At 70.5% G+C, this 18,588-nt stretch carries 22 protein-coding genes; all 22 read right to left on the bottom strand.

The features are described from left to right. Positions 1-45 precede the first annotated feature (45 nt). The 22 genes from ACIQOE_RS07500 to ACIQOE_RS07395 all read right to left on the bottom strand — a co-directional run bounded on the left by ACIQOE_RS07500 (position 46) and on the right by ACIQOE_RS07395 (position 18,585). Positions 46-537 carry an XF1762 family protein gene (locus ACIQOE_RS07500; RefSeq protein ID WP_401410279.1) on the bottom strand — a complete coding sequence of 164 codons (492 nt, stop codon included), beginning with the start codon at positions 535-537 and terminating at the stop codon, positions 46-48. Further along, a complete protein-coding gene (locus ACIQOE_RS07495; protein ID WP_401410277.1) occupies positions 534-2,327 on the bottom strand; it encodes a type IV secretory system conjugative DNA transfer family protein in 1,794 nt (597 codons plus the stop codon). Before ACIQOE_RS07495 ends, ACIQOE_RS07500 begins: the two co-directional genes overlap by 4 nt. Positions 2,328-2,359: 32 nt before the next feature. Next, entirely contained in the window at positions 2,360-3,139 is a 780-nt protein-coding gene (locus ACIQOE_RS07490) for a DUF317 domain-containing protein (protein WP_401410275.1), read from the bottom strand. 2 nt (positions 3,140-3,141) lie between these two features. After that, positions 3,142-3,678 carry a hypothetical protein gene (locus ACIQOE_RS07485; RefSeq protein ID WP_401410273.1) on the bottom strand — a complete coding sequence of 179 codons (537 nt, stop codon included), beginning with the start codon at positions 3,676-3,678 and terminating at the stop codon, positions 3,142-3,144. Positions 3,679-3,729: 51 nt separating this feature from the next. After that, positions 3,730-4,551: a DUF317 domain-containing protein gene (locus ACIQOE_RS07480; RefSeq protein WP_401410271.1), complete on the bottom strand. Its 822-nt coding sequence runs from the start codon at positions 4,549-4,551 to the stop codon at positions 3,730-3,732. Continuing rightward, a complete protein-coding gene (locus tag ACIQOE_RS07475; RefSeq protein ID WP_401410269.1) occupies positions 4,542-4,670 on the bottom strand; it encodes a hypothetical protein in 129 nt (42 codons plus the stop codon). The genes ACIQOE_RS07480 and ACIQOE_RS07475 overlap by 10 nt, the downstream gene beginning before the upstream one ends. Continuing rightward, complete coding sequence (locus ACIQOE_RS07470) at positions 4,667-5,050, bottom strand: hypothetical protein (RefSeq protein ID WP_401410267.1); 384 nt, start codon at positions 5,048-5,050, stop codon at positions 4,667-4,669. Before ACIQOE_RS07470 ends, ACIQOE_RS07475 begins: the two co-directional genes overlap by 4 nt. Before the next feature lie 22 nt (positions 5,051-5,072). After that, a complete protein-coding gene (locus tag ACIQOE_RS07465; protein ID WP_401410265.1) occupies positions 5,073-5,336 on the bottom strand; it encodes a hypothetical protein in 264 nt (87 codons plus the stop codon). Between the two features lie 418 nt (positions 5,337-5,754). Beyond that, complete coding sequence (locus ACIQOE_RS07460) at positions 5,755-6,315, bottom strand: thiol:disulfide interchange protein DsbA/DsbL (RefSeq protein ID WP_401410263.1); 561 nt, start codon at positions 6,313-6,315, stop codon at positions 5,755-5,757. 284 nt (positions 6,316-6,599) lie between these two features. Continuing rightward, complete coding sequence (locus tag ACIQOE_RS07455) at positions 6,600-7,358, bottom strand: hypothetical protein (protein ID WP_401410261.1); 759 nt, start codon at positions 7,356-7,358, stop codon at positions 6,600-6,602. Between the two features lie 26 nt (positions 7,359-7,384). After that, positions 7,385-8,086 carry a hypothetical protein gene (locus tag ACIQOE_RS07450; RefSeq protein ID WP_401410259.1) on the bottom strand — a complete coding sequence of 234 codons (702 nt, stop codon included), beginning with the start codon at positions 8,084-8,086 and terminating at the stop codon, positions 7,385-7,387. Positions 8,087-8,132: 46 nt separating this feature from the next. After that, the gene (locus ACIQOE_RS07445; protein WP_401410257.1) at positions 8,133-8,558 is read right to left on the bottom strand and encodes a hypothetical protein; all 426 of its coding nucleotides are present in this window, start codon (positions 8,556-8,558) and stop codon (positions 8,133-8,135) included. Positions 8,559-8,658: 100 nt separating this feature from the next. Continuing rightward, on the bottom strand, positions 8,659-9,156 hold the full coding sequence (locus ACIQOE_RS07440) for a hypothetical protein (RefSeq protein WP_401410255.1): 498 nt from the start codon (positions 9,154-9,156) through the stop codon (positions 8,659-8,661). Positions 9,157-9,190: 34 nt separating this feature from the next. Continuing rightward, entirely contained in the window at positions 9,191-10,990 is a 1,800-nt protein-coding gene (locus tag ACIQOE_RS07435) for a hypothetical protein (protein ID WP_401410253.1), read from the bottom strand. Further along, positions 10,987-12,129, bottom strand: a complete 1,143-nt coding sequence (locus tag ACIQOE_RS07430) for an AAA family ATPase (RefSeq protein WP_401411524.1) — start codon at positions 12,127-12,129, stop codon at positions 10,987-10,989. Before ACIQOE_RS07430 ends, ACIQOE_RS07435 begins: the two co-directional genes overlap by 4 nt. Positions 12,130-12,322: 193 nt before the next feature. Next, positions 12,323-12,544, bottom strand: coding sequence for a hypothetical protein (locus tag ACIQOE_RS07425; RefSeq protein WP_401411522.1), 222 nt, complete (start codon positions 12,542-12,544; stop codon positions 12,323-12,325). 140 nt (positions 12,545-12,684) lie between these two features. Next, a complete protein-coding gene (locus ACIQOE_RS07420) occupies positions 12,685-13,872 on the bottom strand; it encodes a hypothetical protein (protein WP_401410251.1) in 1,188 nt (395 codons plus the stop codon). 337 nt (positions 13,873-14,209) lie between these two features. After that, positions 14,210-14,650, bottom strand: coding sequence for a hypothetical protein (locus ACIQOE_RS07415; RefSeq protein WP_401410249.1), 441 nt, complete (start codon positions 14,648-14,650; stop codon positions 14,210-14,212). A 168-nt stretch (positions 14,651-14,818) separates the two neighbouring features. Next, positions 14,819-15,475, bottom strand: coding sequence for a hypothetical protein (locus tag ACIQOE_RS07410; RefSeq protein WP_401410247.1), 657 nt, complete (start codon positions 15,473-15,475; stop codon positions 14,819-14,821). After that, the gene (locus tag ACIQOE_RS07405; RefSeq protein WP_401410245.1) at positions 15,476-16,543 is read right to left on the bottom strand and encodes a hypothetical protein; all 1,068 of its coding nucleotides are present in this window, start codon (positions 16,541-16,543) and stop codon (positions 15,476-15,478) included. A 711-nt stretch (positions 16,544-17,254) separates the two neighbouring features. Further along, positions 17,255-17,821: a hypothetical protein gene (locus ACIQOE_RS07400; protein ID WP_401410243.1), complete on the bottom strand. Its 567-nt coding sequence runs from the start codon at positions 17,819-17,821 to the stop codon at positions 17,255-17,257. Positions 17,822-18,012: 191 nt separating this feature from the next. Beyond that, a complete protein-coding gene (locus ACIQOE_RS07395; protein WP_401410242.1) occupies positions 18,013-18,585 on the bottom strand; it encodes a hypothetical protein in 573 nt (190 codons plus the stop codon). Positions 18,586-18,588 lie beyond the last annotated feature (3 nt).

Raw genomic sequence — 18,588 nt, 5'->3', positions numbered from 1 at the left:
TACTCCGATCCGGACGGTGCGCCGGGAGATTGGTACAGGGGTCTGTCAGGTGCTGGGCAGGTTGTCTGCCGACGGCTGATCGGGGGCTTGCCACAGGAAGCGGGCGACGTGGTCGTTGCCGTGGCCGGTCCGGGGACGGGAGGGGGTGTGCCATCCGGCCCTCGGCGGGCGGCTGGCGATCAGGCGCCAGCCGGCGCCACGCAGGGACGCGCCGCTCTCGCCGTCCTGCGTATAGGTGACCAGGCGCCGGTATCCGAGAGCCTTCGCCGCACGCCACGATGCGCTGTAGAGCAGGGAGTTGGCGTTGCGTGCGCCGTCGCTGGCGGTCCGGGTGACTTCGAGGGTGGCGCCGTCGTCGAGGTGGCGGGCGACGGGCCGGCCGACGACGGCGACGGCGTGCAGGATGCCCCTCTCGTCGGCGGCACCGACGGCGAAGATCTGCCCTGCGGGCGGCGGGTGGTGGCGGTGCCAGGTCCGCACGAACTCCTTCGCCTGGCGCGAGCGGACCGGCACCAGATGCAGCGGGGTGCTGTTCACGCGGCCTTCCCGAAGCCGGACTGCGTGGGCGTGTGCTTGGCGACAGCGCGGGCGGTGATCGCCTGCGACGCGCGGGCGGAGGCGGCGGACAGGTCCTCGGCGCCCGGCTCGCGGTACCACGGCCGCAGGTCGAGCATGGCGGCGCGCATGCCGGTGGCGAAGCACAGGGCCGTGCCCTTGGGGAGGGCCCGGATCGCGTCGGCGGGCAGGATCCGTTCCTGTCTCATCGACACCGAGGTGCTCTTGCCGGACTCCGAGTGCGACGTGGACGTGGTCTCCACGTCGTGGTCGCCGATCAGGCGGGACAGCTTGTCGGCGAAGTCGGGGTCGTCGATGCCGGAGCCGATCACCTTGACGGTCGAGGCGGACCACATGGCGTCCATGCCCGCGTCTCCCCACACCTTCTGGCCCTGCCGGTAGGACTGGAGGATGGTGATCGGGATGATCCCGCGGGAGCCGAGGTGGGAGTACAGATCGGGCAGGTCGCTGATCTTGCACACGTTGGCGGCCTCGTCGAGGATCGCCAGCATGGGCGGGTCCAGGCGACCGCCGGCGCGTTCGGCCTGGGCGGTCGCGGCCCGCATCACCGAGTCCGCGCACGCGGCGATCAGCGCCGAGGCTCCGCCTCCGCCGTCCTTGCTGAGCAGGAACAGCGTGTCGGTGGACGTGACGAACTGCTCCGGCCGGAATTCCGGGACCTCCTTCTGCGGGGTCACCCACGCGGCGATCTCCGCGTTCAGGAGCGCGGCGGCGTACTGCCGGGCGGTCTCGTAGATGCCGTCCCGGGTCTCGGGCGGCCCTTCGACGGTGCCCTTGAGCTGAGCGGCGACGGCGGCGAAGCCATGGTCGCGCAGGATGTCGAGCGGGGTGCGGTCGGCGGGGAAGGCCAGCCACTGCATGATGTCGGTGATCGGGCGCTCGTCGAGCGCCGCGGCCAGCAGCAGTTGGGACAGAATGTTGCTGCCGGCCTTCGACCAGAAGTCGCCCTGCTGGGAGGCGTCCACGGAGGCGGCGAGGAAGTGTCCGGCAAGCCGGTTCGCGCCGTCCAAGGTGGTCGCGGAGGCGAGGGGGTTCCACCACATCTCGCGTGCGGCGTGCGCGATCTGCTGCGGGTCCATGGTCCACACCGTCCCCGCCCGCTCCCGTGCCTCGTAGGCGGTGGTGAAGGCGTCGCCGGCGGCCTTGTTCGAGGTCAGCAGGACGGGGCCGGGGGCGCCGAGCATGGAGGGGATGGCGAGCGAGGTGGTCTTCCCGGAACGGGGGGCCATGATCGCGACGGCGACGTCCTCGAACCCCATCCGCACCTCGTGGCGGCTGCCCTGCAGGTTGCCGAGGAGGACGCCGGTTTCCTTCGCGGCGATGTGCTTGGTGTTCTTCAGGCTGGGGCGCAGGGAGCGGGCTTTGTCAGTGATCGCCTTGGCCATCAGCGGCTCGATGTCCCGGGCCTTGGCCATGTCGGCGATGGTCTTCTTCCGCCCGCCGTTTCGGTTCTTGTACCGGGCCCACAGGACGCCGGCCCCTGTCCCGAGGGCGAGGAGCAGGAGGACGGGGACGATGCGGGCGCCGATCAGCAGGGACGTTTCTCCTGTGGTGGGCCAGACCCGTTCGGGGTGGAGCAGAGCGCTGGTCGGCTGGTAGGGGGCCCAGCTGGTGCCGGTGAGACAGGCAGCGATGTTCCCGGACAGCCAGGCCAGGTGGGCAAGGGGGACGACGACGGCGAGGACGCCGAGCAGGAGCCGCAGGACGAGGTCGTATCCGTCGGTATTGCTGCTGGAAGAGGAAGAGGGCAAGGGCTGGAGGTTTCCGGGCGGCGAGGTGAGGGTCAGCGGCTGCGGGAGGCTCTGGGCTGCGCCTGCCGCACCGGGGTCCGGACCGCTGGCGGGGTGGGGCGCCGGGCAGCGAGGGACTGGACGCGGTCTTCCAGCGCCCCGGCGAGGAGTACGGCGAGTACGTCGGTGGTCTTGCGGGTGACGATGTTCGGGTCGAGGCTCGGCAGACTGCGCCCGCTGCCGGTGCGGAGCAAGGGCTTCGGGTCGGCGAGCGCGGCGGTGAACGCGGCGACGAGGTGCGGCGGGGTGTGAGCGCCGAGTCGGGCCTGCCAGACCTTCTTCCGGCGTGTGCCGAGGGTGACCGTGAAGAACCAGGCTTCCGGATCGGCCGGTGTTCCGGGACGCTCGACGTACGCCGTGCTGTCGGGGGAGACGAGGCCGTCGTCGAAGTACCGTGTCCAGCCGGCCTGCCGGAGCGCTTCGTACGGATCGCACGGCACGTCGGCGGCCGGGGCCGGGTCGGTGAGGGTGTCGGTGACGGCGGCGATCAGTTCGACGGGGGTGCGGGCGCCGAAACTCGCGTGCCAGGCGGGCCGGTGCGGCTCGGCGGCGTGGTGCAGGGCCCACCACTGGTCGTCGGGGCCGGGCTCCAGGCGCAGGAGGGCCTTCTGGTCGAGGCTGGAGAGCAGGACGCGCGGCATCAGGGGGTCGTCGCCGTGGCTCCATCCGCAGGCGCGGTGGAGGGGGACGGTGATCCAGGCGGGGTCACCGCCGCCGGCGAGGTGGCGCGGGGTGATGAAGTCGACCTCGACGGTCGCGGGAGTGGTGGGCATGGTCACTTCCGGGCCGCGGTTGGCCGGACGGGTAGGAAAGCCGATGCGGCGGCCAGGGGAGAAGGGGCCTTGCGGGCTGCGGTGTTGATCTCCCGGAGGGCGTGGCCGTGGGTGGCCCAGTCGTCGAGGTAGCTCCACGATTCGGCGTGGTGTTCGGCGAGCGCGTCGTCGAAGTCCGGGGTGCCGGGCGCGGCGCCGGCGGGGAGCGCGTCGCGGGCGAGCAGCCATTGCTCGTGCAGTTCGCCGAGCCGGTCGAACGCCGTGTGCAGGACGCCCAGCTGATAGACCCAGCGAGTCTGCATCAGGTTCGTCGGGAGCCGGGCCAGCTGTGTCTCGGCGGTGGCCAGCAGGAGGCGGGCGCCGTAGCGGAGCGGCTCGAACGCTTCGGCGGTGTCGGCGTCGCGCCGGCTCTGGCGCAGGCCGTAGGCGTGGTCGTCGTAGGGCCAGCCGTCGAGGTTGGTGTGTTCGTCGGAATAGGTGTCCCAGGCGTCGAGGATCTTCTTGCTGTCCCGCACGTAGTGGTCGAGGTGGCGCAGCAAGACGCGGTGGGCGTGGTGGTCGAAAGGGGGGATGGGAGTAGTCCTGTCGGTTCAGCGGCGAACGGCCGGCCGTGCCGTGCTGACGCGGGCCGGGGCCGTCACGGGGTTCTTGTGTCGTCGCCGGGCGGCGCGCGCCCCGGCTCGGATCGCGTCGAGCCGGGCGGTGTGTGCCTCGACCACCTGCTTGGGAGTGAGCGGGCTGGGCTCCTGGACGACGCTGTAGTGGGCGGTGCGATCGTGCATGCCGCGCTGCAGGGGGCTGCGGTCGGCGAGCGCGGTGACGACGGCGTTGACCAGTGGCCGTGGTGTCCGGGCGGCGAACCGTGCCTCCCACAGGCGGGGACCGAAGCGGCCTCGGTCGGGATCGCGCACCTCGACGTGCCAGGACACCTCGGAGTCGTCGCGCTCTTCTGTACGCCGCTCAACGCGGCACGTTCCGTCTGGCGAACTGGCCGCGCCCTGGGCGTCGATGAGCCAACCCGCAGCGTCGAGCAAATCCAGGGGAGCGGTCTCTGCTGGGGGCGGGGAGGTGACGAGGGCGTCGGTGAGGCCACTGATGATCTCGGCAGGGGCGAGTTCGCCGAAGGAGGCGTACCAGCCGTGTTCGGTGTCCGTGGGTTCCGCCCACAGCCGCCACCAGGCGAACATGCCGGCTCCCGGATCGAAGCCGAGGCTGTAGCGGTGGTCGGGACTGGTGAGCACCATCTCGGGGCTGAGCGGGTCGGAGGTGCGCTGCCATCCGGCGACGGCCAGCCCGTGGGTGATGTGCCGTGCGTCGCCGGGACCGGCGAGATGGCGGGGGCTGGTGTCGAAGGGGATCTGCCAGGCGTGCTTGTCGGCGAAGGCAGCCAGTTGTCGTTCGCTCAGCGGCACGGGCAGGACTCCTGCTCGCTTGCCGGCGAACTGCCGTACAGGTCGCGGACGCCGTCCACGACGCAGGGGAGGGGGTGCTGCTCGCCGGGTCCCCGGCCGTGCCGCTGCTTCGTCTTCACCGGTGGCGCCGTACGACGAGCGGTACGGGTGCCGGGGCTTTCGCCACCGTGGCGGCGGGCTGGGTACCGACGCGCTGGAGAGTGTCTTTGTGTTCGTCCAGGTCGAGGCTGATGTCGCCGAGTTCGTTCGAGGCGCGGCCCAGGGCGAGCCACACTTCCGCGGGGAGTGCGCCTTGCTCTGCCTGGTTCTTGGCGAACATGCTGCTGGTGGCGACGAGGTGGGTGATGCCGCCGAGGACTCCCTTGTCCGGGTCGAGGACGCGGGCGATGACCTGTGCGGCCTGGGGCGGGGGAAGCTGAGAGAGGTGGTCGGCGAGCTGGCCGAGCTGGCGGGTGATCTCGTCGGCCTGTCTCAGTGGGTAGGGGGTGGGGTGGGACATGCTCCTCCGGGGCGGTGGACGGTCAGGGGTGGTGCTGCCCCAGGCGCTGTGTCTCGGCGACGACGGGCTCCGGACTGCCGCCGGCCAGCGGGGAGGTGCGGTCGGGGCTGGCCGGAATGCAGGCGCGCAGATAGTGGCGGAAGAGGGCGGTGGCGAGTCGGGGCTTGAGCCGGTTGCTGATCGGTGGGGGGTTGCGGGTCGCTACGGGCTTCTCCGGGTCGGGGGTGGTGAGGTGGGCGGGCCCGCCGCGGTGCCGGGACCGCGGCGGGCGCCTTGAGGGGTGCACAGAGCCTGCGCACCGCGGGTCGCCAGACGCGTGCGGGCGTCGGTGATGGTCGTGGAGGTGGCTCTGTTCATGAGTTTGGCAGCAGTTGTGCATCAATTTGGGCTCTGGCACAACTTCTGTGGAGGCCGTCCGTCGCTCAGCGCCTCGGGCGCTCCGCACACCAAATCTGGCAGTTCAGCTGGGTGGTCCAAGTGTTCAGAAGCGCACACGGTGCCACTCCACAGAAGTTGTGCCAGAGCCTCAGTTTGGGAGGCGCTGGAGACTAGGAGGAGTCGAACACCAAGCTCGTCGTCCGAGAGCGGGCTGGCGGGTGGGCCAGCGTCGCAGCCTGTGGTGCTGCCGCGCCTGTGCAGCGGTGTGCCCGGCTCCTTCGGAAGGCGGGGCACCGGGCACACCGGGGTGAGGCTGTCTGCTCTGGCTACGCTGTGCGTTCCTTGGAGATCAGCTGATCTGCCACCTTCAGGGTGCGGTCGTAGCCGCCGGTCATCCCGGGGTCGAACCGGTACTTACCGTTAACAACCATCGAGGGAGTCGTGGTGATCTGGTAAACATTGGCCAGGTGCTTGGCCTGCTGTACCCGGCTCTGGATGCCGAAAGAGCGGTAAGCGGCAAGGTACTTGGCCCTGTCGAGGCCCTGCGAGGCGAGGAAGTCGGCCTGATCCTGGGGATCAGTAAGCAACCTCCGGTTCTGAATGGCGTCGTAGACGGCATTATGCACCTTGTCCTCTGCGCCGCTGGCTTCCAGAACGAAGAACATCTGCGCGTGAGCTTCCGCCCAGTCGTTGAACATCACTGGGAGCCGGCGGTACGCCACATCGTTGGCGAGCTTGTCGGTCCATGGGCCCACTGCGGATGCGAAGCGATGGCTGTGTCCGCAGCCATACCAGAACCAATGGACCACCTCGATCTTGCCGGGCACAGGCGCCAGGACCGGGTTGGAGAGTTCGGTGTACTCCTTACCCGCGTTCGCCTCCGCCATGGTGACCTCCGTCTGTCGCGATCGGGACTGCCCTGCCGCTGCAGGGCGCTCCTGTCGATCATGAAGCGGTTTCGTCCAAAGATGTGGCGTTCTCGACGAACTCGACCGGATCGAGTGCCTTCACATGCGCTCTACGGCCGCATCGCCGACCCTCAGCGTTCGAACAGAAGCCCGTGCTCGTGCTGCTCAAAGTCGTGAACACTCGCTGCCCCGATCTCGTGAACGAAGCCACTCCTTGGTGATCGTGACGTATTCCAGCACCCAGAAGTCGGGCTCTGTGTGTGTCACCGGGACCGGGCGGTTGTCGCGCGCGAGTGGGCGGGGACGGATGGCGCGGTGGCGGGCGCGGCGGTCGGCGCGGTGGGGCCCGCGGGATGCTGCAGAGCGGTGCTGATGCCGAGCGCCTCCAGGCGCGGGCCGATCTCGCGCAGGGTCCGGGCCTGGGCCTGGGTGTCGTCACCGCTGAGGCGGTAGATGCCGCTCTGCGGGTCATGGACGAAGCCGTGAGCGACGAGGACAGCGCTGGATCGGTCGTCAGCGGGGGCGGTGGCGATGCTGCCGTCCGTCTGCCAGGTCAGGACGACCCGGTCCGGCTGGGAGGGCTGGATGTGGCTCAGGGCGATGTGGCGGACCTGGGTGAGGGCGCGGTCGTAGCGGGCGAGCAGGTCGCCGGCGACCTGCTCGGCGCCCAGGAACGGATCGTCGGCCAGGGCGATGCCGTTGGGTTCGCGGACGGCGCGATACGCCTCGTCGGGCAGGGCGAGCGGGGCGACTGCGGCGACAAGAAACCCGTCACGCTCGTCGTACCGGTCCAGGATGACGAGCTGCGCGCCGTCGGGTCGGCTCAGGACGGCGGCCTGCTGCAGCGGGTGCTCGGCGAGGGAGGCGGCGACTAGGTCCAGGTCCCAGATCCGGTCGGCGAGTTCGGCGAGGTCGTCCTTGGCATCCGGTACCAGGTAGGAACTGGTCCAGGAGTCGGGGAGTTCACCGGCGAGGACGTCGGCGTAGGAGGCGAGGCGCTCGGAGGTGTCGTGGTCGTGCATGGTGTCCTTGGGCGGTTGCAGTGGGGTCAGCGGCGCAGGCGGGCGGCATTGAGGGGCGGTGGCGCCGGGGCCGGCAGCGCACGCGGCGGTGGTGGGCAGGCGCACACCGCGGAGCGTTCGGTCTCGTGGTCGGGGACTTGTTGGGTGCAGGCCCGGCGGCCGGGGTGAGGGGTGTACTGGTCGGCCAGCCGCTCGCGGGTGTGCGTGAGGTCGGAGTGGATGACGCGTACGTATTCGTCGGCGAGGTAGCGCAGGCGCCGGGCGGTGTAGGGGTCGGACGGATTGCCGAGGCTGTCGAAGAACTCCGCCAGTGCGCCGAGGGTGTCCTCCAGTCCGGCCAGGACGCCGTCGTGTGGGGCGGTGAGTTCGGTGAGGATGCTGGCTGCTTCGTCGGTGTCGGTGGCTTCACGGAGTTGCTCTGCGAGGTGAGAGACCGAGGCGCCGAGGGCGGGATAGCGCACGGGCCGGGCATCGGAGTCGAAGAGCGGGTCGCAGTCGACGTGGTACCCGGCTGCCCGCAGGCGTGCGACGGCGTTGGTGGCGAGTCGGGCCTCGTCGTCCTTGGCGAGGGCGGCGGGGGCCCGATGGTAGGACTCGTGGAGCCGGACGACGGCTATGAAACCCGCACGCTCAAGGATGCTGTGCGCCTCGATGTCGCCGCCGCGGGCGAGGAGTTCGCCGGAGTGCGGATCGCGGCGGACGTCCAGGAAGCGGTCGGTACGGGACAAGGGGAACGTTTCTTCGGGGATCGGTGGTCGTTGTGCCGGGCGGCCGTCACCGGCGGCTGCGGATGTCGGCGATGTGCACGAGCTGGCCCAGGGCGGTGGTGGTGTACCAGCCGCAGTCGATCAGCTCGTCGCGGTCGGTGAACCGTGCCAGGAGCAGCTCCTCCATGGCCCGCAGGTGAATCAGGCAGTCCGGGCAGCGGCGTGTCAGGTGCACGAGGTAGCGGGGGTGGGCGGTGACGTAGGACTGGGCACCGCCGGTCGCATCCCGCAGCCGCCATCCGTCCTCGTCGGTCGGGGTGTGCCAGGACGGGGCGACGACGTGCATCGCGTCGCCCCACAGTTCACCGCCGACCACCCCCTTGAGGACGACGACGGTGTCACCGGCCTGGAAGTGGGCGTGGGTGATGTCCCGGTCGGGGGTGAGCGGGTCGGGCGTCGGCGCGAACGCCGGGGTGGGAGGGGGCTGGGACATGAGTTCCTTCCACGCGATTGCTTGGCGGGGTGGGAACATCAATGGTCCGCAGGAACGCCGGTTTGGCTAACCGGCGTTCTGCGGCTATGTTGCCCCGCCGTCAGTGGAACGGGTTCTCCGTCCCGATGTCGTCCGAGGCGGCGGCCTCCAGGAGTTCGGGCAGGTCAGAGCCCTCAGCGTCCCTTTGGTCGATCCACCAGCCAGCGCGGGCGATGGTGCGGATCTGGTCTTCCAGGACGGCCCAGTCGGCTTCGTCCCAGGTACCCTCGCTCACCAGCGCGCTGTACGCGGCGGTGACGACCTGGTGGCGGGAGCGCTCGCCCCAGGCGAGGGCCTTCTCGGGTCCTTCGAGCGGTGGCATGTCGAACTGCTCGGCCCACTCGCGGGCGGCCTGCTGTTCCTCGGCGCGCTTGGTGGTGAGCCAGGCTTCCCTGGATTCCGTGTCGGAGTCGCGAGCGGCCTTCCAGCAGTCGGTGCAGTCGCGGCCTTCGAGCCAGCGGGCATATCCGGCGCGCCGGTCGGCCGGTCGGTTGGACAGGTTGTGCGTGACTTCATGTCCACAGCTGTGGGCGATCTTCCAGGTCGTACGGACTGCCATGTGGTTGTTTCTGCTTTCTGTCTTCTTCGTCGTTTCAGCGTGTCCTGCGGATGGCCTCTGTGGCTGCCGTGGCGATGGCGGCGGGAGCGCTGGAGGGCTGGGGCAGGTGCAGCAAGGTGGTCCCCGGCAAGTGGCGGGACCGCGCGGTGAGGGTGAGCTGGAGTACGGCGCAGCCGGCGGTCGTGAGCTGCTTGACGCGGGTGACGGCTTGAGCCGTTTCGTCGGGGGTGTAGATGGCGTCGGTGACGATCACAAGGAGGCGGCCGGCGCCGGGGCGGCTGAGTTCGAGGCCGTGGTCGAGCGCGTCGATGGCGTCGCCGAGGTTGTGGTGGCCGCCCTTGGCATCGAACGTCGTCACGCGCTCTGGCGCTCGGTGGGTGGGCCGGGTCAATGCGGTCAGGTGCCTGTCATAGGCGATGGTGGCGGTGCGGGAGTCGGGGTCGGTCAGGGCTGCTGCGCGTGCCACGATCCACGCGGCGGACGCGACGGGCGCGCAGGCGGCACGCATGGAGCCGGAGACGTCGACGGCGATCCCCACACGCAGCGGTGGGGTGGGGGAGTTCCGGCGGCGGGTGTGGGTGAACGGTTCCGCGGTGGGGACCGATCCGGCCGCGCGCTGAGCGTCGCGGGCGAGGGCCGCGCGCATGTTGAGGCGCCCGGGAGGGGTGGGGCTGGTGGTCCGCTCCTCGGTCCGCTCGCGGTAGGCGGCGGCACGCAGGGCGCGGCTCAGGCGCGCGGCGGCGCTCTTCTCGGCGGCGGTGGGGCTGCGGGTGCCGGTGACCGGGTTGCTGTGGGGCGCCGGTGTGCCGTCGGGGGTGACGGTGCTGCCGCCGGAGTTGAAGACGGACCTCGCGGTGGCGGCGGCCTGGCGTTGCCGACTGGCTTGCTGGGCGCGGTCGTTGGCCTGTGATCTTGACCGGGTGGCCATGGCGTTGGTCGCTGCGGCTTGTGCCGCGAGGTCGGCGGCGTCGGTGGCGGCGGTGCTGTCCATGACGACCCCCACGGCGCCGGACAGCAGATCGGCCAGGTTCTCCGGCACGGGCAGGGCGGGGGCAGCGGCGTCCAGAGCGTCGCACCATTCTTGACCGTGCGCGAGCATGGTCGTGGCGTCGTGGTCGGCGCACTGGTGGGCTGCGGTCCAGATGCGGGTGAGGGTGGCCAGCAGGTCTGCGCCGAGCACCTGTTCGCACAGATCGGCGACGGCCCGGGTCTCGCCGGCGTCCAGGATGCCGGCGTCACGGCGGCCGAGGATCAGGGCTGCCACGCCGGCGGCGTGCTCGATGCCCTGGAGGGTGGGGTGGGCGATGTCGGGCATGACCAGGGTTCGGGCGCTGGTGCGCAGGTACGTGCGGTCCGTGGGCCGCGTGGTCAGGTGTGCGCCTTCGACGCGGCTCTCCTCCAGCAGGAGCGCGGCCTCGACGACACGGGGGTCCGCTCCGGCAGGCGCCGTCCAGATGGAGTGGGCCGCGTGCGCGGCCTCGTGGACGAACACTCCCCAGGCGGCGGGATACCGCTCCTCGTCGCCCACGATCCGCGGATGGATCTCGTGGGGCTGAAGCGGGGCGAACAGCCGGGCGTCGAACTCGACCTCGCCCAGCGTGGGGAAGAACGCGGCCGGTGCGCCGCTGCGCGTGCCGGGGCGGCAGGTGACCAGAAGGTCCTGGCGGCCGGAGAGGGCGACCAGACGGTCGCCGAGTTCGGCTCCCACGCGCAGCCACGCGGCCGGGGAGGAACGGGGTTGCGCGGGCGGGGCGCCGTCGTCGTCCCAGCGCGCGAGGTCGGCGTCGTCGTCCGGCGTGATGGCGGGGGACTGGACGTGGTGGTGGGCGCTCATCGCGAGCGGCCCCGCTGTGCGGAGCCGGTGCTGCCTGGGGGCTGCCGGACGGCCGTGGCGGGAAGCTGCTTGCCGAGGGTGAGGGGCGCGACGTTCTTGACGCCGACAGCTTTGATGACGGCGGCGGCGACGGCGTCGCGATCCTCTACAGGAGCGATGCCGACGAGGTTCGCCAGTGCGGCCTTCGTGCCCAGGACGGCTTCGGTCTTCTGGTAGCTGAGCAGCTCCCGCAGTTGAGGGGCCCAGCCCAGCTCGCCGAGTTCGACCTGGTGGGCGAGGTTCTGGGCGACCCGGACCACCCGGGCATCGATCCGCAGCGCCTTGGCGAGGTCGTAGTCCGTGCCGATCTGGATCTGCACGCTGAACCGGGACGACAGCGCCTCCGTCAACACCGCCCCGTGGACGCCGGGATTGTGGCCCGCGATCACGTAGAAGCCCGGCTCGGCCTTGATGGTCTCGCCCTTGTGGGCCTTGACCTGGATCTGCCTGCGCCCGTCCATCGCGGGATACAGCGCCGCCAGGACCTTCGGCGAGATCAAGGTGGCATCGTCGATCAGCAGGGCGCGGCCCTCGGTCATCGCGGTAACCAGCGGACCGTACTGGAATTCGTAACCCCCGCCATCGGCCTGCGTCCACTCGCCGATCAGGTCGCCGACGGTGGTGTCGCCGTCACCGGCGACGGTGAGCAGGTCCGGGAACGCCGCCTCGACCAGACTCGTCTTGCCGGTGCCCGGAGGTCCGTAGAGCAGCACCGGCACGTCGGCGTCGCGCAAGCGATTCAGAGCTTCGACGTCGGGCAGATCAGCCAGCTCACGGGGGTAGTAGAGCTGACCCCCCGCGCGGCGGATCGGGCCGCTCTGCTTCGGTGTGGCTGCTGCGGGAATGGTCGTGCGGGCCGTGGCCGCCTGGGCGCGGGGAGCGTGGGTGCCCGGCGGGCTGATCACAGCGGTCTGCGCGGCTGCGGCGGTCTTCGCGTTCGCACGGAACTCCGGCTGACCGGTCCCGCTTTGGTCGGCCTCGCCGCGTCGCACCAGAGTGAGGGCGGCGTTGCGGACGGCGCCGTGGGAGTGGCCCAGCTGCCTGGCCATGTCCCCGATGGTGAGCGTGTCCGCCGGCCGGTCGGCCAGCACCCGGGCCACCTTGGCCCGTAGTTCACCGCCCTTGGTACGCGCTGGACTGGTAGGCGGTCCGGGTGTGGTCAAAACGAGGGTCCTTCAACAGGTGCGGGTGCGGGCGGGGTTGGCGATGCGCGGGAGAGGCTGGACGCTCTCGGAGGGATCACGGACGGTGCCGACATCGGCGACCGGGCCAACCGGGGCGTACCGTCGGCGTTCACCGGCCGACCGAGGGCTCGGCCCAGGGGCATGGGATGGCCAGCGACGAGCAGCTCGCTGGCTGCCGAGAAGGCGCGTACGTCTGCTCTGTACCGGGTTCCGTCGTTCGGCAGGCGCAGCCGGGCGCCTCCTCGAAGCCGTCCTGGAGCAGGATCCGGCGGGCGGCGGCGTTATAGCTGGTGGTGGTGATCTCCCCGGTGATGGCGTGCCGGATCGGCATGAACGGCTCCGCTGGAGCTTCGGGCACGGCAGATCTCCTATCGGAGGTGGCGGGAAAGCGGTGGGGTGTCGGGCGAAGGCGAGGCGGGCCCGGAGCTTTTGGCACATCAACGGTGGGTGGCTGGACCACGATGGTTGCGGTCAGCGACGGGTGGCGGCCGTGCCAGCGCGGGGCGGCGGCGTGGGCGGTGTGGTGTCCACGGCTGGGCGCTGGCGGGCGCGCAGCACGGGGGTGCGGTGCGGGGGAAGGACGGCGACGGTCGCGCCAAGGTCCTCGGCCGCCTCTTCGACTTCGCGGGTGAGGAACTCGATCTGCCGGCCCAGTGCAGAGAGGCGTGCGCCGATCTGACGGCCCTGCGCGGTTTCCAGCGCGCTGGCGAACTGGCTGCTCGTCTCCAGGAGTTCCTGCAGGCGGACCATCGGGCCAGCGGCGTAGCCGCGCTGGACGGCGCCGAGAAGGGCGTTGGAGGCGTCACCCGCACTGTGGCCTTCGACGACGTCGCGTATGAGGTCCTGCAGGGACAGCTCCGGGGCTGACGGCGGACGGTTGAACCGGGAGACGTTCGGGCGCAGCACGCCCGGCGGGACCGGGGCGGGCAGGACCTGGCCGGCCTCGTGCTCGTGGGGGAAGTGCCCGATCACCTGCCAGCCCGGTACCCCCGGGTCACCGCGCAGCGCGATTACCGTCGAGTCGTCGTCCTCGACCAGGTAGGCGAGGGTGATCGGGCGTCCGTCGGCGGCGTACCACGACTCGATCAGATCCAGCTCACCGCGCCCCTGCGCAGCCAGGGCCTTCTCGGTCCACCTCTGCTGTTCCTCGCCGGTCAGCGAATGGGTGTGCCGGCCGTCGTGCTGGTCGGCAAGGTCGCTGGCGATCGAGCCGTGGTCCGCCCAGGCGGTGAGGTGCGGCCACAGCGACGCGTGCTGAGCACGTTCGTCGGGTGAGCCGGGGTCGGCCGGGTGGTCGAGAGCATGGCGGATCACTGCGGCCGAGGCAGCCAGGCCGTCCAGGACGGCCCGCCACCCGGCCAGGTGCCGGGCAGGCGGCAGGCTGTCGAGCGCCAGGCGGGCGGCATCGAGGAGTGCCTCGGCGTGCGGCGCGAGGTGGGTTGTGTACGCCTCCGCCGCCGCCTTGTCGCGATCGGCTCGTGCTGTCGCTGCGGCGTCCGCGTGGAGGGTACGGCCGTAGCGGTCGCGTGACATGTCGAGCGCAGCCTCGGTCTCACAGTCGATGACCGCCATCCGCAAGCGGAAGTCACGTGCTCGGTGGGCCAGTTCGGCAGCTGTCGGCAAGGCGTCGCTGTGGGTCGACCTGTTGGCAGGTGTCATCGGGACCGCCTGCCGGTCATGGCCGTCCTGGAGCCGGCCGGAGCGTATGTCGGCTTCGGAGGAGCCGGCCGGGCAGACGATGGGAAGTTGGCTGGCGGCGTGGAGCAGTACGTGGGGCCGGAGCCGAAGTGATCAGGCAGAAGGGAATCCTTGGGGTGAGCATTGAACGGTGCACTGGTGCGATGGTGGCCGCGGGCGGCGTTGCAGGGCTGGTTGCGAGCGCGAGTTGGGCCCTCGGGGCGGTCAGGTAACTGACGCGGTCCCCGCGCAGGCGGGCTGCGACGACCACCGTGATCAGGGGTGCAGCTAGGTCATGGTCTTCGCGGCGCGGGGTGGTTCAACGGCGTGTGGTGTTACGCCGGGACGCGGCGTCGGATGCGGGCTTGGCGGGCCGTACGGTGCCGGCGGCCGCAATCACTGGAGCCGGTCTATCGAAGGTCCAGTGGGCGGGGTGATCGCTGAAGCGAGTGAGGGGGTCGGTGTCCCAGGCGACGAGCGGGCCCCAGCCCGCCTGGATCCTGACGCTGGTGACTTCGATGCCCGCAGGCCGCAGGACGTAGCCCCACTCGAAGCCCTGTTCAGCGGCGGACTGCGGGGTGATGGTGTCGCGGGCGGGCGGGGAGCCGTCCGGCGTGATCAGGAAGTTGTCGAGAGCCCTGCTGGGAAACTGCATACCACCGGTCAGCTCAGTGACCAGCGGGGGCGGTGCACCGTCAAGGAGATCGGTGCCCAGGGTGTCCCAGCCCAGCCTGACGCTGTCGATGAGGTGGCGTGCCATGGCATCCACATCACGGTTGAACCGGTACTGGAACGCGGCGAGGAGCAGGGGCACCTTGTGACTCGGCTGGCTTATGTAGTGGACGACGATGCCGCTGTAGCCGTCGCTGGTGCGGCGTGCAATGAAGGAGCTGGTCGACAGGAGTGTCTCCGGGATGTGGCGGGCGAACTAGCGGCGGGCGGCGGGGCGCGAAGGGCTGACCTGCGCCGTGGCTACAGCAGGCGTGCTCTGAGGCCGGCTTTCGCGCGGTGCCCGTATGGCGGGCGGGGCGTCGAGGGAGGACCAGGCCGCCGGGTGGTCGTTGAAGGCGGTACGCGGGTCGGTGGACCAGCTCACGATCGGGCCGATGTCCTCGTGCAGGAGGCTGATCACCTCGACACCCTCCTTGTGCAGGACGTATCCCCACTGCATGTCCTGCTCGTCGGCGGTCGTGTCGGTGACCGACATGCGGACCGGCGGGGAGCCGTCCCGGGTGACCAGGTGGTCGAGGGTTCGGCCGGGCCAGTGCGCGCCGCCGGTCAGCGCATTCACGAGCGCCGGCGGGGCGCCGTCGAGGAGATCGGTGCCGAGTTCGTCCCATCCGACGGCGACGTCGTCGATGAGGTGCCGGGACATGGCCTCGACGTTGCGGCCGAACTTGTACTGGTAGGCGGCCAGGAGCAAGGGGAGTTGGTGGCTGGGTACGCCGTCGAGCTGGACGTGGATGCCCGTGTATCCCGTACCTGTGGTGGGGCGGGCGATGAAGGAGTGTGTGGACAGGGGTTTCTCCGAAGCGAGCGCGCGGGGAGGCCGTTCGGCGGCTTTCACGGTGGCGCGCGGGTGCATCTACGCGCGGTCCGTCCATGTCGGGACCGGCGGGCCGGAGGCGTCGGTGCGGGCGCAGGTGTAGCCGATGAGGCGGGAGGGCGCGGCCTTCGCGGGGACAGTGACGGCGTCGTTGCACACGAACGTGTACGTGATGGAGGTGCGCGGCACGTCGTGGAGCCAGGCCCGGTCGTCCTTGCCGGGGTTGATCTGCAGCCCGGAGTGCGCGACGGCGTCGGTCTGGGTGTGCGCGTGGGAGAAAAGGATCAGCGCGCCACCATCGGTGGTCCTCAGAGCGTAGGCATCGGTGTAGCGGTTGGTGACACCGGCGAAGACGGTGGTGCCCTGGTCTCCGAAGCGGGTGCCGGTTTTGTCGTGGATCTTGATCTGTCGCTTGCTCGCCTTGGTCGGGGCGAAGACCTTCGTCCCGGTGTTGGTGCCCCCGGTGGCGAAGTTGTCGACGATCGCTGCCCGCAGCAGTTCGGTTCCCGCGCCGAGGTGCTTGTTGCCGTCGGTGGCCACGGCTGTCGCGTATCCGTCGTGGTCGAGGGCGATGGCCGGCAGGTCAGGGCTGTCGAGGTCGACGACGGAGACCATCTCCCAGCGCTTGTGCTGTGGGCGTTCGGCGAACACGGCCAGCCGCGAGGGGGCCTTCCCCTTCTTGTCCGAGAGGGCTGCGGCGAACCACCGGTCCTGTCCGGCGGCCATGCGGGGGATGTACAGCTTGGCGTGCGCGGAGTCGTAGGACCACTGCTTGTACGGCTCGCGGTCCGCGGCAGGGAGACCTTCGGCCTCGGTGTAGCCGGAGACGGACATCGCGTACAGCGGGCCGTCCTCGACCGTGTCGAGCAGACGCCGGTTCCGATCGGCGTTGGCCGCGTTGTTGATCTTCGAATAGCGGCTGATGACGTCGCGGGCCTGGGTGGCACGGAGAGCGGGCGAGGGCTTCGGGGCGGTGCTGGTGCTGGGCGACTGCCGGGCACGGGCGGAGCCGTCCGCGTCGGCGCAGCTGGTGAGGGCCAGGGCGAGGCAGGCGGCGCCGGTCAGCAGGGGCAGGAAGCGACGAGCGGTACGGATAAAGGTCTCCAAGGACTTGCTGGGCGTATGGGGGAGCAGTGAGTACGGCCGGTCGCCAGGCGCTGACTTCGGCGATGCCGATGGTGGCCAGCCATGTGAGCGTGGAGAGGAGGGTATGGGTCTCAGGGCGGTCAGCGCTTGCGGCTGACTGGCGGTGCGGGGGGGAGGCGGAGTAGGCGGTGGGGTCTTGCCAGTTGGTTCTCGGGCCACGAACGCGCTGATGTCCGGGGGCGGATCGTAGTGGGCTCGAAGGATCCGCAGATCGGCTTCGGCCGCCATGGCGAGGGCGGAGGAGACCCTGCTTGCGGCATCCCGCAGCAGCCACGACGGAGATCCGCGCTCAGCGCCCCGATTCTGGTTCTGCCAGCGGGCGGCCAGAGCCAAGTGATCGATGACCTCGCCAAAGAACGGCTCGACCGCGTCCAGCAGCGCGTTGAGGACGGTGCTGAACTCTGCCGGCGTGTCGGCGGAGTCCAACGCCTGCCGGTACGCGCTCAGGTCCGGGACGGGGAAGGGCGCGCCTGTCAGTGGGTGTCGGGCGTGGAAGGCTTCCGCATCGCGCTTGGCCCATCGGTGCAGGTCGTCTGTAGTGGCCGCCCCGGTCTGGTGGGCGCGGATCTGCTCCGCGGTGCGACCGACGTTGTCGTACAGCTCGAAATCGGGATGTTGCAGGAGGAACTCCAAGGTCGCTGGGGCGTGCTGCCCGCTATCGGCATGGGTTGGTCAGTGCCGGGGAGGGCGAGGGGCTGGGGGAGACGGAGGGCTGATTCCCTGTGCCGGGGCGGTGGGCATGCTGGGCAGGTGCTGCAGGCCGGGTCCGCCGGCTGGGGGCGAGGCGGGATGGGGCAGCAGCCCGAGCTGGTCGAGACGGTGGTCGATAGCCTCGGCCAGAGGCTGGGCGCTGGCGCCGTGGCGGGCCTCGGGTCGCTGTGAGGCATTGGGGTCGTCGCAGGGCGTCGAGTCGTAGAGGACCTCGAAGCAATCCAGGCCGTCGGGATGTTCACGGGTCACGATCCAGCCCTCGGGGTCGCCGGGCGGGCGCTCGGAGGGAGGCTCCTGCGGCGGGCTGATGATCAGGTAGCTGTCGTCGGGAAGCGAAACGCGGACGATGTAGGCGCTGAGGCCGAACTCGATGTCGCATAGGAGTCCGCGTGCTCGCAGCGGGGTGGTGATGTGCGCGTGGCGACGCCACAGCTCCTGCCACCACGGCATGTTCACCTCGCGGTGGTCGGGAAGCGGCGCGAGCGAAGTCGTCGGGGTGGTCACGGAGTTCGCCTCGTCAGCGGCCACGGCTTTTCCCGCGGGACGCCGGCGATCAGATCGTGTTCCATCTCGGCTTCGCGGCAGCAGACTTGTGCCATGAGGTCGTCCTGCTCAGCCTGGCGCTGCTGGTGCTCGGCCCAGTCGGCGTCGGTGAAATGAGGGGGGCGGTTCAGAGTGTTCCTTGGGGACGTGGGTGGGCGGGCTCCGGGCCGGGGAGGTCAGCGGTGGCGACTGCTCGGCCTTGGCGGCGGAGGCGCCGGCCGTCCAGCCGGGCGGGTGAGCGTCGCGAGGAAGCGTCGGATGCTCAGATGGTCGTCGAGTTCCTTGGCCGCGTCGCGAAGGGATTCCGAGGAGCGCCGCAGGTAGGCACGGGCCGAGGCATGGTCGATGACCATGCGGTTCGCGAGATAGTGCCGGTCGGTCGGGTCGGCAGACCGGGACAGGGACAGGGCGTGCTCCGCGGTCTGGGTGAAGAGCGGTGCTGCGTGGCTCGACATGGTCGACGCCGTCCCGAGGCGCTTCAGAACGGTGCTGCCGATGCCGGTGGCGCGGTGCAGGCTCCGGGCGAAGTCGGCGGTGAGTCCGAGGACGTCGCGGGAGAGGTCCTGCGCGTCGGTCGCGTGTTGGAGCAGCGCGGTGTACGAGGGCTCGGCTGGTACGTGTCCGTTCTCGTCGAGCAGTTCCCAGTCCTGGGCGGCAGCACGCAGTTGCTCCTTCATCGCGTTGAGTGCGTCGATAAGCTGGAGGGCGTCGTCGTTCGGTATCAGGTCGCGTCGGAGGTCGGACGTCACGGG

The sequence above is a fragment of the Streptomyces sp. NPDC091282 genome (assembly GCF_044757385.1).
Lineage (GTDB): Bacteria > Actinomycetota > Actinomycetes > Streptomycetales > Streptomycetaceae > Streptomyces > Streptomyces gramineus.
Note: the sequence above shows the minus strand (reverse complement) of the source record. Positions and strands in the feature narration are given on the sequence as shown.